This is a genomic window from Psychrosphaera saromensis, from assembly GCF_002954545.1.
GTDB classification, from domain to species: Bacteria; Pseudomonadota; Gammaproteobacteria; order Enterobacterales; family Alteromonadaceae; genus Psychrosphaera; species Psychrosphaera saromensis.
Genome location: NZ_MSCH01000003.1, coordinates 506,080 through 518,627, shown reverse-complemented (window position 1 = coordinate 518,627; position 12,548 = coordinate 506,080). Strand labels below are relative to the sequence as shown.

Here is a 12,548-nt window from a genome sequence, read left to right as displayed (position 1 = left end):
TTAAATATGAACTATGTCTGATGTGGAAGATCAATCGCCGCTAATATTATCTAATTTAATAATCATTTATGAGTAATTATTTATGGGCAAAACATTGTCAAACAAAAGATATCTAATCATATTTATCACGTCGTTTTTTTTAGCTGCGTGTTCCAACAACGATGGAGGCACTAATGTTACTGAAACTATTAATATCACAGGAACCATTCAGTATGAACGTGTCCCTTTTTCAACCTCAACTTATGGTTTAGATTACGATAATATAAAAGTACTTCCGGTTCGTGGCGTTGTTATTGAGGCGTTGGATGAATCTGGCGACGTGGTGGCAACAAGTACAACTTCCGATGACGGTTTCTACTCAGTTACGGTAGAGCAAGACTCTGCTGTGCAAATAAGCGTTAAAGCCCAGACTTTAAGTGTAGCAACTGCTAAATGGGATATTGAGATAAGGGATAATACAAATGACGGTGGCTTATATGTTTTACAGGGATCATTAACTGACTCTGATACTTCAGCTGACTCGATACGTAATTTGACTGCAACAACTGGTTGGGATGGCAGCTCATATTCAGATACAAGAGCCTCAGCTCCATTTGCTATTTTAGATACCGCTTATGATGTAGTAATGAAAGTTGTCGCTGTAGACTCTAACGTCAATATGGATGATGTGGATATTTTCTGGAGCAAAGATAATAGCACTGCATCCGGAGAGCCTACCGATGGTGAGATAGGTACGAGTTTCTACTCAGGAGACCAATTGTATATTTTGGGTAAAGAGGACTTAGACACGGATGAATTTGATGACCACGTTATTATCCATGAATTAGGTCACTATTTTGAAGATAATTTATCTCGCTCAGATAGTGTTGGTGGTGAACACGGCTATGGTGACATACTTGATATGCGGGTTGCTTTAGGCGAAGGTTTTGGTAATGCATTTTCTGGCATGGTAACCGACGACCCAATTTACCGTGACACCAGCGGTGATCAACAAGGTTTAGGTTTTGAGTTAGATGTGGATGATAATACTATCTATCTCAATAGTAACCCTGGTTGGTATAGTGAAAATTCTGTTCAATCAATTTTATACGATATTTATGATGCGGGTGAAGATGATAATGATACGGTAGCACTCGGCTTTGCAGGTATTTACCAAGCAATGACAAGTTCTGACTACGTAAACCAAGCAAGCATGACCAGTATTTTTTCTCTTATTGATGAAGTTAAAACTCTAAATCCCACAGCCGAAACTGCAATTGACACTTTGATTGCAGGACAAACATTAAATGCTAATTATGGTATTGATATTATAACCGATAAATTTGGAACTGGTGAAAGACACAATGCAGGAGTAGACAGTAACTTAGATGTTTATAAATCCATTTCAGCTGACTCTATTCCTGTAGAAGTGTGTAGTCATATTGAAGCACAAGAGTTTAATGGCCTAGGTACTCGTCAATTTTTACGCTTAGATATATCAGTCGCTGGGACTTATACTATTACGGCTGACTTTCTAGCTACTGGCAGCTATATATTAGAAACCGCCTCTGATCCAGATTTTGTTCTGTATTTAAATGGTGAGGTTGCCCAGAGTGTGAATGGTTCAACTGCAGGCTTTGGCGGCGGGGAAGATAAAGGCGAAGAAACTAGCACTGTAAATCTACAGGAAGATGAATACATATTAGAAGTATATGATTATTCCAATGTTGATAGTGATGATACGACTATTAGCGGTACAGCGTGTTTTAACGTTACAGTAACAAATTCTTAAAAGGTGTAATTTATGAAAATTCTATCAATATTATGTTTAACCAGCTTAGTTGCTGTGGGTGTATCAGCTTGTCAAACTGAGTCAAATATCACTGATGCAGTTGCTGCCGACAGTTATACAAAAAATACGACAACGTATCAAAAACAAGGTTCTGCCGTTTCTTTGCTTAATAGCAAAGTAAGTTTAGCGGAAGCTGGAGTTCCATACTTAATCGACCTTGCTATTGACAGTAAATACAGCTCTGGTGATATGGAAATAAAGGTATCTGCTTCTGATGGTCTTTCTATTGTTAGTGGTACTACAGAAATAAATGCTAGGTTATCAAACGGCGTAACGACATTTCCATTTGAAGTAAGCGCAACTGAAGTTGGCCGTTATTATTTATATGCAGTTGTAAAAACTCAAAGTAATGGCATGAAAAGCGGCCGAGCTTTGACTTTAATAGTCCAAGTGGGCGAGGAAGAAAAAAGCATTAAAAGCACGCCTGTGAAAACTAAAAAGAAAGGCGCTAATCAGACTGATGATGCACCAACGTTTGGCGCTCCTGTTGTATTACCAGCAAATGAAGAGATTATTTAGTAAGTCGTCTTTTTTGAATATCCAGCAAATAAAAATGCAGGCTACTTTTTACTTTAAGAGCCTGCATCTGCTTTCAACCACACATCCCTTCATCCTTGAATTGAGCAATGTTTATAAAGCCTCTAAATGTTGGCGCTGTTATAATCAAATAAAGCTTGGCTTCCTTACTTCTAATTAAAAAACCAAAGCAGATAATTAACTATGTCCATATACAGATATCAATGAAAGTAAGTGAATTTGTAATGCTATGGCAGGTTTTGCCAAAATCAATTGTTTATAGTTAAATCAACTGCTAAGTTATTGCCACAAAACTAATTATAAAAAGTTTATTAGCGGAATAAAACCACCTATGGATAACGCCCTTAAACAGGAATTCGCGCTACTAAGCTGTTAGGTGTATAAGGAAATTAGCATGTTCAATGAAATTTTTGAGTTGATTTATAAAAAAAGCAAAAGAGCTAAAAGGTGAAGAACTTAGTGATAGTGAAATTGAACGAATATGTAGTAATGCACCAGCAATAGCATTACCTAAAGAAATCTATGATGCAACTTTTGCTAATTAAATGAATTGTTATAAATATTACACAAAGGTGTACTAATTGTCTGATAATGAAATGAGCTACTCAAAAGATTTAGTATTGATCATTAACTCGATCGCGGCTTATATAGTTATTTTCATATTAAAGTTCATTTATGGTGCTCTCATCCTGAAACTTATTAATTCTGAGGATGTTAGCACTTGGCTTTCTGTTGGCGTTTTGGGTTCTATCTTAGTCCCTGCTATATGTGTTGGTTTGTTTATGCGGAAGGAAATAGCCAGAAAGGCTGCAATAGCTGTCTCGGTTTTATGCCTTTTAATATTTCCATTCGGTACTTTAGTTTCTATCGTTTTCATTCTGTGTTTAATCAAAAATAAAAACTATTATCAATAATTTATAACAAGGTATTTAACGGGGACCACTAACGCATAGCGCTTTCGCTGTGCGAATGGTAATGCCACTTTCGTTGTGGCACCTTAACTTGCCGTTAAAACGGATTTTGACTATAACCTTTGGCTGCTAAAATTGTGTGGGCTGTCATGGCGGATAATGCCATATCAACACCTTCAATCATGTCCTGGTTAGAAATTTTATGATAAGCCGCGGATTGTCCACATTGAATAAACTCAACCTTGTTTTTCAATAAAGTAGAAATGAGCTCAATGTTCGGATTATCTTTGCCATATTTAGCTAAATACATTTTATTATTTAACATCTCGTTACTGGCGCTACCGTGAACTACAATGGCTAGATGAATGTTTTCGGCTGGTATGCCATTGGCGACATGCATATTTAAAAATCGAGCGACGCTGTTAAAACCTCGGTTAACTTCCCCATCTTTGCCTGCTTTAGCTACATCGAACACCACTTTTAGCTGAGCACCTTTTTCAGGCTTTATATCTTGTTGCACTGGCGTATGTTTGCCATAGCCAAAAATAATGGGGCCATCTGTAAACTCAGCTGCGATGCTTTTATTTAATACACTACTAAGTAGCAACACTAAGGTCACTATGATTAATAATTTCATATTCATTCCCTGTTACGCAATGCTGGGTCGCTTGGCGTAATTGATTAATGTTTTTTTATGTTTGCTTTAATGGCTGTAGTCACTCTAGTGATTTTTACTAAAAAATAAAAGGATTTAAAGTGGGAGGGGCGAATACCTCACTCAATTAGTAATTGAAGTATTATTATATTGAGCGAGATCAATAACTTGTTGTTTCTTATTATCTACCCGTTTATTTATCAAACAAAAACCGTATAATGCCGCACTTAATTTATCCGCAATGCTCTGGGTTTACGACTCAGGGGGCAAAGAGGAAGACAATATGTCATCACAAGTAGTAGTGTGCGCAATGTATAAGTTTGTGCGCTTAGAAAATTATCAAGAATTACGTCAACCATTACAACAAACATTGGAAGACAATCAGGTTAAAGGTACCTTGTTATTAGCCGAAGAAGGCATTAACGGTACTGTTGCAGGATCTCGTGAAGGGATAGATGCAGTATTAACTTGGTTACAACAAGACCCACGTTTAGCCGGTATTTCCCACAAAGAAAGTTTCGACGACAGCATGCCGTTTTACCGCACTAAGGTAAAACTTAAAAAAGAAATCGTGACTATGGGTGTCGAAGGAATTGATCCTTTACAGGTAGTGGGTACTTACGTAAAACCAAAAGACTGGAATGCGCTTATCTCAGATCCAGATGTGATTTTGGTGGATACTCGTAACGATTATGAAATCCAAATTGGTACATTCCAAGGTGCGGTTAATCCAAAAACAGAAACCTTTAGAGAATTCCCAGAATACGTAGCTAAAAACCTAGATCCGGCAAAAAACAAAAAAGTTGCCATGTTCTGCACCGGCGGTATTCGTTGTGAAAAATCAACGGCGTATATGAAAGAGCAAGGCTTTGACGAGGTGTATCACCTTGAAGGCGGTATCTTAAAGTACCTGGAAGAAGTACCACAAGAAGAAACCATGTGGGAAGGTGACTGCTTTGTATTTGATAACCGTGTTGCGGTTGATCACAGCTTAGAAAAAGGCAAATACGACCAATGTCACGCTTGTCGTATGCCAATTACACAAGAAGAAATGCAATCAGAGCATTATGTTAAAGGTATTTCTTGTCCACATTGTGTAGATAAAGTCACAGATGAGCAACGTGCACGCTTTGCTGAGCGTCAAAAGCAAATTGATTTAGCTCATGAACGTGGTGAAGAACATATTGGTTCTGACGCAACAGAAGCGCTATTGAAACGCCAGCAAGAGAAAAAACAACTTAAAGAGCAAGCGCGCGCTAAGCAGAAATAGTAAATTAAAAATAACCAAGCAGAAGTAACATTATTTCAGTTATGACTGTTAATAAAAAACGAGCATTAGTTAATGCTCGTTTTTTTATGCGTCAAATTAAAGGCTCCGTCTAAGCAAAGTAAAACGGCTTAAGAAATTAGACTTTTTAAGTTGTCATAATCTTCCGACTTTTTATCTTTATCAGCACAAATTGTTAGCAGATCATCAATAAAACAATACAAGGCTCTTTGTTCTATTTGCTTAATAGCTTGTTGTTGATAGTCAGTTAACATGTGATACATAGTTGCTGCGCCAAAGTCGCCAAATATGATATTCGCATCTTCATCTATCAAAGTATTATGCGCATATAAGTCACCATGACAAACTTGGTCGTCATGTAAATGTTCAAATACGTTTGTCATTTGCTGCACAATTTTAGTTATTTTTGTGATTGGCAGGGTAAAGCCTTTACTAAATGTATCGCGGGTGCAGGTTGCAAAGCTTGGTGGTAAACCTAAATTTATGTAGTTGTGTGGGATAAGAGCCATAACCAAAGCAAGTTCACCATCATCTTTAACTTGCGCTAAAGATTGCACTAAATTTGGATGTGTTTTTACCTTTAAACAAGCTTGTAATTCATCTTCTGGATAACCGTCGCTGGTGATCTCACCTTTAAATACTTTAACTGCAATTTCATCAGGAAAGTCAGTTTGTGTACTCAGCCATTTGGCTTTGGATATAACACCAGAAGCACCTTGTCCCAATACCTGTTGTAACTGGTAACTCGACTTTTTAACTAACGGCACCGACTTTATTTCAACATTTGATTGGCTAAACGGATTACCAGCAAAAGCAAACCATGCGAGTTTAGGTAATGATAATAACTGCTCAGGAAATTCAGTCATCTCATTGGCTGAAATTCGCAGTAATTCAAGCTTACTTGAGTTCACTAAGCTTGCCGGCAAACAAGTTAGCTTGTTTCCAGCTAGCGCTAGTTTTTGTAAATTAGGTCTTTGACCTAACGAGTCAGGTAACGTTTGTAGTTGGTTGTTAGTTAATATTAACCAACGTAGTTTGGCTGGTAATGAAGCCTCAGGTACATAAGAAATTTGGTTTTCTTTAAAGCCAACCATTTCCAAGTTTTTACATTGTCCTAATACTTCAGGCAAGGTTTCAAACAGGTTATTAGAGGCAAAAATAATTCTAAGTTTAGGCAGCTGTGTAAGAAAGTCTGGCAAGTGCGTTAACTGATTCCCAGATAAATCTAAAATCTCTAAAGTGTCGGCCAGAGATAATATTTCTACAGGTACTGATGTCAGATTTTCAGAAAGCTTTAAAGACATGGTTCCGGCTAATTCACCAGAGAGTAATTGTTTAATCGTTTGCAAAGTAACATTTCAAATTAACAAAATTATATGCGTATTGTATAAGAAACTGAGACTAAAATCAGACTGTTGTTATAGGTAGCTTACATCGCAACTGTCATATGTAAACTAGCTCCACATGACAAGCACTGCAGCAATAGAGATTAATGTTAAGCCGACTAATTCGTTCTTCTTAACGGGTTGCTTTAGCCAAAATACAGAAAGGATAATAGTAAAGAGTATTTCTATCTGCCCTACCGTTTTAACATACGCCACATATTGTAAAGCCGCGGCACTAAACCAGCCAATTGAGCCAATACAGCTAGTAAAACTGATAGCTAAGGTAATTCTAGGATGTTGTTTTAGTTGCTTAAAGGTTTCCGGTTCTCGGTAAAAAATATAACTTCCTAGTAAAACAGTTTGTATACATAACACCCAAACTAACGACCAAGCTGCGCTGTATGGAAAAGGAACGTTAAGCTCTAAACTGGCTTCACGAACAAATAGCATAGTAAGAGCAAAACAGGTTCCTGATGACAAACCAATTAAAACCGTTTTTATATTTAGCGTACTTCTACTGGTGAATCCACTTAGAATAAATACGGCGCAAGTACCAAGTGCGATACCTAGCCAACCTAAAATAGATAACTGGCTGCCAAAAAATAACATGCCTAATACACCCGCAGCTAAAGCTTCACTTTTGGCTAAACCAGCTCCAACCGCAAAGTTTCTCTGCTTAAATAAAATAACCATTAGCGCCGTTGCAAAAATTTGCACAACAGACGCAATGACTATGTACATCAAATAGGTTTGATTAAACGTTGGGATGATTTGAGTTTCGTAAGAATACAAAGAAAGTAGATAAATAACGGCTATTGGTGTGGCAAATAAAAAGCGCGCTAATGTCACACCAGAAGTATTAACTTGTTTGCTTAATTTACTTTGTAACGCGTTGCGCCAGGTTTGCATAAAGGCGGCTAATACGGTGAAGAATATCCAGCTCAAGGTGTGTTCGCTTTTGTGTTTAGTCAATCTTGTGTGGCTGTAGATTATCGGGTTAAAGGTATTGTGCAAGGTTTTGTTTTTTACATTTTTTAAATTTATAGTTACCTTGAGTTAAAATAATCTATTGAATATCAAGTAAATGTAAATTAATGTAATTGATTAACAAACTAAATGTCAGTCGCCTCAAACAAATTACAGCTATCCAAATTGGTAAGACTCTTTAAATACGCTACGCTGTATGTACCTATATTGGTAAATGTCACAGTGTAAAAATTTGTTAGTGATTTTGTTATTCTCTGGCGTTGTAGAGTGAAAAATGTAACCGATTACTGGATTATCCGCCCGCTAGTGATTGGTTTATAAATTATAAATAGGGCGTTAAACAATGGAGTGTTCGCTTATGGACTCAAACGTAGATTTTTCTAATTATTCTTTGGAAGAATTACATTCTTCTGCCGCATCAATTGACCGAGATCTTTATCCTGAAAGAGCCAAATTAATTGACGATTTAATTTTACAAAAACAGCAACAACCTGAAAATCAGGGCGCGCCAATAATTGAAGGTGATTTAGCTTCTAGAGGGCATAGATTTGCAGCCGCTATTGTTGATGGACTAATTGCAATTATAGTTAGTTTACCTATGATTTTTTATGTTGGTTTAGAAAAACTGCAAGAAGAAACTTTTGAAGTGATGGCTTTATCATTTCTCTATGGTTTAACCATTTTGTTAATTTTACATGGTTATCTTCTTTATAATTATGCTCAAACTATTGGCAAGCATTATATGGGTATAAGAGTTGAGAACCTAGATGGCACTCAGGCTACATTCTCTACAATTTTGCTTAAACGTATGTTACCTATGCAAGTCATTAGTTTTATTCCAGGTGTTGGTAGCATTATTGCTGGTTTCGTCGATCCATTATTTATTTTTGGCAAAGACAAGCGCTGTTTGCATGACTACATTGCAAAAACTAAAGTGTGTTATGTAGATGGCGATACAGACGCAGAAAAAGCAGAATAAATATGTAAGTGGGTTATGTAAGTAACCCACTTTAATAAATGTAATATGGGGCCTGAGGTTTAGAACATTAAAACTTCCATTGTCTATTCCTATTAGTCGGTATGCAGCAGGCTAATTTTATTGTTACAATCCTTAACGATTTACCGTTAACGGCTATGATGTAATACAGAGCAATACTATAACTCCCACAAATAAACCCTAACTTCTTTTGCGTGACTACAGCCGACACTCATTAATTCAAACTTTGGATAACCAATGCAAGAACTCAATCAACAATTAGACTTTATAATTGAATTAGACCGACTGAAAGGGGTTTACCGACAAGCACTTGTTAAGTCAGATAAAAATCGATTCGAAAATAGTGCAGAGCATAGTTGGCACATAACCTTGACGGCTCACATACTTCATGAGTATGCGGCAGAAAAAGTTAATATTTCCCGTGTAATGTGTATGTTATTAATTCATGACATTGTAGAAATTGATGCAGGTGATATGTTTGCATTTTCAGATCAAAAAGCACTAGCTTATCAACAAGATAAAGAAATTGTAGCCGCAGAGCGACTATTTGGTTTATTGCCGGAAAAACAGTTCCAAACGTTTAACCAATTATGGTTAGAGTTTGAAGAGGCCCAAACTGTAGATGCCAGATTTGCTAAAGCAATAGACAGTATTTTACCGCTATTACAAAACATGAGAAATGAAGGTGGAAGTTGGGTTAGGCATAAGGTAAATAAATCACAAGTGATGAAACGTAATAGATTCCTTGAAGGTTTAGCACCAGATTTGTGGTTATACGTTTGTCAGCAAATAGATTATGCGGTTGAGCAAGGCTGGCTAGTTGATGCGTAAGAAGTTAATTGTTGATGAAATTCGGCATAAGTAAGCTTTAATTAGATACTTTATTCGCCATATTATTTTGGAGTGATATGTCTTTTTTTAGTAAATTATTTCGTTGGGAGTTAGGTCGGCAGAAGTCGGGATATGACAAGATGTTACTGTGTGGGGCATTGTGGCCAATCAAGTTTGATACTTATTTACTTAGATTCCCAGAAGGCAGTGAGATAACGCCACATACTGACAAGGTAAAATCAGGTAAACATTATCGTCTCAACATAGTGTTAAAAAGTGCAGAGCAAGGCGGAGAGTTTTTGTGCCAAAATCCTATTTTTGAAACTAAGCGAATTAAGTTTTTCCGCCCTGATATTTGCCAACATCAAGTGTCAAAAGTAGTTAAAGGTAATAGATATTTACTTAGCATAGGTTGGGTGAGAGACACTAACAAAACAAAGTCTGAATAAGGATTTAACGGATGAAATCATTATTAATCTACACATTTATTTAAGTAATTCTTTTTTCAACCAGTCGGTGAATACCTTGATTCTTGCAATCCTTGGTGACTCTTCATCGTATAACAATGAAAACTTTAACCCAGGTTCAATTTGAATATTAAAAGGTTTCACTAACGCTCCAGATTCTATTAAATCTTGAGCCATGCAGCCTGAAGTTAAAAATATGCCATGTCCGCTTAATACGGCATTAATTCCCATTTCCCATGTCGTTACTTCCATCCATTTATGATGGTCTTCATTCAGGGGTATTCCTGCTAAATTAAACCAATCATTCCAACTAAACCCGTTAGGGCTGTTAAAGCCATTACTGGTTTTACTGCAAGTATGATCTATCGCCTCAACTAACCAACATTGGTTTATTTGTTCTGGGCTTGTTAGTCCATGTTGTTCTAACACCTTAGGAGAACAAACCGGAAAAATAGGATCTAAGATGAGTGTTTCCTGATGTACGTTACTAACTTGCTTTTCACCTTGACGAATCGCTACGTCTATTTCTGAATGCCTAACATCTTCATATTGGGATGAGGCTAATGCGCGTACCTGAATATCGGGATATAAACTAGAGAACTTCCACAATCTAGGTACCAACCATCTGGAGCAAAAAGACGGAGACGCGGTTACGGTTAATACACCGTTTTCAGGTTCGATTTGGATACGATCAAAACCTAACGATAGTTCACTAAACGCTTTTGTCACTGAGTTAGACAAGGTCTTACCTTGTTTAGTCAAACGCATAACGCGCCCTTCTCGACTAAACAGTTTCACCTGAAAATGTTCTTCAAAATTACGGACTTGTTGGCTTACCGCTGCTTGTGAAATTGACAGTTCTTCAGCGGCTAAACTGTAACTTTGATGCCTAGCTGCGGCATCAAAACAGCGTAATAAACCAATATGTCTTAAACGTTTATCCATAAGTTTTACTTATATTGTAAGTTGATTTTGATTGTTCGTATTTCGCACGTTATTAATACAGAATATTGCTAAATCAATATCAATAAAGGGCAGTGCATACGCATGAGTATTAATAAATACAGTGTACACAAGGCTAAAGAACAATCAAATGTCAAATCAAAACTTATACAAAAGTTGAATGATTGGATGACTAAAATAGGGCAAGGAATAAATGCAGAACAACAGTCATATTATAAGTAAGTGTTATTGTTTGTTGATAACAAACAAATCAAAAGTGAAATAATGAAATTATTTTTACTTATTACATTATTTTCGTATATTAGGCTGTCATGCTTATTAAGGAGTTTACAGTGGTTGCAGGTTACAAAACGAGTTCAGATTTAAAAGATATGGATTTAACGACAATACATGGCTTTATATCTAACTCTTACTGGGCTAAAAACATCCCATTAAATACAATGGAAAAAGCTATAAATAATTCACTTTGTTTTGGTGTTTTTACTGAATGCGGTAGACAGGTTGCATTTGCTCGTATGATTACGGATTCTGCAACATTCGCATACTTAGCTGATGTTTTTGTATCAAAAGAACATCGAGGTAAAGGTTTAAGTAAGTTGATCATGCAAGACATTATTAAGCATCCTGATCTGCAAGGCATTCGACGTATGGTGCTTGCTACAAGTGATGCCCATAGCCTTTATGAACAGTTTGGTTTTAAAGCTTTAAGCTCTCCAGAATCGTTTATGGAATTACATCAACTAGATGTGTATAAATAACCATCAAGAAATATTGTTTAGTATTGATACGTTTAATCACCTAACTCAGCGATCACAAAATCAATAAAGCTTCTTACTTTGCTCGACATATGTTTACGGCTTGGGTAAACCAAATGTATGTCTACATCAATTTGAGGGTAGTCTTCAAATAGCTCGACTAGTTTATTATCTGTGATCTCATCATTTAAATGGAATCTAGGGATGCGGGTAATGCCTTTTCCTGCAATAGATAATGCAAGGTTCATCTCGCCGCTGTTGGTGGTCACTTGGCTATCAACATTCACATGAATTGGTTGACCATTTTTGTCGATATACATCCAAAGTTTAGGTTGTTTTACATAGCCGTAACTTATTGTTTGATGAACCGCTAAGTCGGTTGGCTTTTTCGGTAAACCGTTTTTTCTAAGGTAGCTAGGCGAGGCAACAGTAATAACTTCTGACTTCATAAAACGTCGGCTAATTAAGCTTGAATCTTCTTGTTGAAGAGACGCTCTTATTATTACGTCATAACCTTCGGCGACCATATCTATTTTTCTATCGTTTAACTCTAAATCTAGCTGCACGCCTTTATGTTGGCTTGTGAACTTGGCTAAAACGGGACGTAATTTTGATAAGCCAAAGTTAACTGGGCAGCTTACGCGCAATAAGCCTTTGGGTTTTTGTTGTTGACCTGTCATGGATTGTTCAGCGTCTACTGCATCACTAACAATTTGTTGGCATTGCTGGTAATACATCTCGCCTTCAGGTGTTAGGCTTAAAGAACGCGTAGTTCGGTTAAGCAAGCGCACGCCCAATCGCTCTTCTAACTTAGTGATCTCTTTACTTATATAAGACGTTGAATGTCCGCTTATTTCAGCGGCTTTGGTAAAACTGCCGTTGGAAACGACTTCAACAAACGCAACAATGCCTTCTAAAGACTTAAAACTGGTAGGCATGAA

The 12,548-nt window shown here is 36.9% G+C and carries 13 protein-coding genes; 8 read left to right on the top strand and 5 right to left on the bottom strand.

All coding sequences use genetic code 11. The features are described from left to right. The first annotated feature begins 94 nt into the window (after positions 1-94). From BTO11_RS02360 to BTO11_RS02350, 3 genes are all read left to right on the top strand, one after another. Positions 95-1,771: a hypothetical protein gene (locus tag BTO11_RS02360; RefSeq protein WP_146105451.1), complete on the top strand. Its 1,677-nt coding sequence runs from the start codon at positions 95-97 to the stop codon at positions 1,769-1,771. 12 nt (positions 1,772-1,783) lie between these two features. Further along, a complete protein-coding gene (locus tag BTO11_RS02355; RefSeq protein ID WP_105051075.1) occupies positions 1,784-2,350 on the top strand; it encodes a hypothetical protein in 567 nt (188 codons plus the stop codon). Positions 2,351-2,949: 599 nt separating this feature from the next. Further along, entirely contained in the window at positions 2,950-3,282 is a 333-nt protein-coding gene (locus tag BTO11_RS02350) for a hypothetical protein (RefSeq protein ID WP_105051074.1), read from the top strand. A gap of 94 nt (positions 3,283-3,376) precedes the next feature. Here the strand turns inward: BTO11_RS02350 and BTO11_RS02345 are convergent, their stop codons facing one another. Continuing rightward, positions 3,377-3,916, bottom strand: coding sequence for a DsrE family protein (locus tag BTO11_RS02345; RefSeq protein WP_181135820.1), 540 nt, complete (start codon positions 3,914-3,916; stop codon positions 3,377-3,379). Between the two features lie 301 nt (positions 3,917-4,217). On the opposite strand from BTO11_RS02345, the gene trhO reads away from it, so the two are divergent. Then, positions 4,218-5,204 carry an oxygen-dependent tRNA uridine(34) hydroxylase TrhO gene (gene trhO, locus BTO11_RS02340; protein WP_105051072.1) on the top strand — a complete coding sequence of 329 codons (987 nt, stop codon included), beginning with the start codon at positions 4,218-4,220 and terminating at the stop codon, positions 5,202-5,204. Between the two features lie 128 nt (positions 5,205-5,332). Here the strand turns inward: trhO and BTO11_RS02335 are convergent, their stop codons facing one another. Continuing rightward, positions 5,333-6,571 carry a leucine-rich repeat-containing protein kinase family protein gene (locus BTO11_RS02335; protein WP_105051071.1) on the bottom strand — a complete coding sequence of 413 codons (1,239 nt, stop codon included), beginning with the start codon at positions 6,569-6,571 and terminating at the stop codon, positions 5,333-5,335. A gap of 105 nt (positions 6,572-6,676) precedes the next feature. Continuing rightward, positions 6,677-7,552, bottom strand: a complete 876-nt coding sequence (locus tag BTO11_RS02330) for a DMT family transporter (RefSeq protein WP_105051070.1) — start codon at positions 7,550-7,552, stop codon at positions 6,677-6,679. A gap of 400 nt (positions 7,553-7,952) precedes the next feature. Between BTO11_RS02330 and BTO11_RS02325 the strand changes: the two genes are divergently transcribed. From BTO11_RS02325 to BTO11_RS02315, 3 genes are all read left to right on the top strand, one after another. After that, the gene (locus tag BTO11_RS02325) at positions 7,953-8,573 is read left to right on the top strand and encodes an RDD family protein (RefSeq protein ID WP_105051069.1); all 621 of its coding nucleotides are present in this window, start codon (positions 7,953-7,955) and stop codon (positions 8,571-8,573) included. A gap of 255 nt (positions 8,574-8,828) precedes the next feature. After that, the gene (locus BTO11_RS02320) at positions 8,829-9,422 is read left to right on the top strand and encodes an HD domain-containing protein (protein ID WP_105051068.1); all 594 of its coding nucleotides are present in this window, start codon (positions 8,829-8,831) and stop codon (positions 9,420-9,422) included. A 77-nt stretch (positions 9,423-9,499) separates the two neighbouring features. Continuing rightward, the gene (locus BTO11_RS02315; protein WP_105051067.1) at positions 9,500-9,871 is read left to right on the top strand and encodes a 2OG-Fe(II) oxygenase; all 372 of its coding nucleotides are present in this window, start codon (positions 9,500-9,502) and stop codon (positions 9,869-9,871) included. 36 nt (positions 9,872-9,907) lie between these two features. Here BTO11_RS02315 and BTO11_RS02310 read toward each other — a convergent pair whose 3' ends face one another. Next, the gene (locus tag BTO11_RS02310) at positions 9,908-10,834 is read right to left on the bottom strand and encodes a LysR substrate-binding domain-containing protein (RefSeq protein ID WP_105051066.1); all 927 of its coding nucleotides are present in this window, start codon (positions 10,832-10,834) and stop codon (positions 9,908-9,910) included. Positions 10,835-11,163: 329 nt separating this feature from the next. Here BTO11_RS02310 and BTO11_RS02305 point away from each other — a divergent pair, with 329 nt between their 5' ends. Continuing rightward, complete coding sequence (locus BTO11_RS02305) at positions 11,164-11,610, top strand: GNAT family N-acetyltransferase (RefSeq protein WP_105051065.1); 447 nt, start codon at positions 11,164-11,166, stop codon at positions 11,608-11,610. 32 nt (positions 11,611-11,642) lie between these two features. Here BTO11_RS02305 and BTO11_RS02300 read toward each other — a convergent pair whose 3' ends face one another. After that, positions 11,643-12,545: a LysR family transcriptional regulator gene (locus BTO11_RS02300; protein ID WP_105051064.1), complete on the bottom strand. Its 903-nt coding sequence runs from the start codon at positions 12,543-12,545 to the stop codon at positions 11,643-11,645. Positions 12,546-12,548 lie beyond the last annotated feature (3 nt).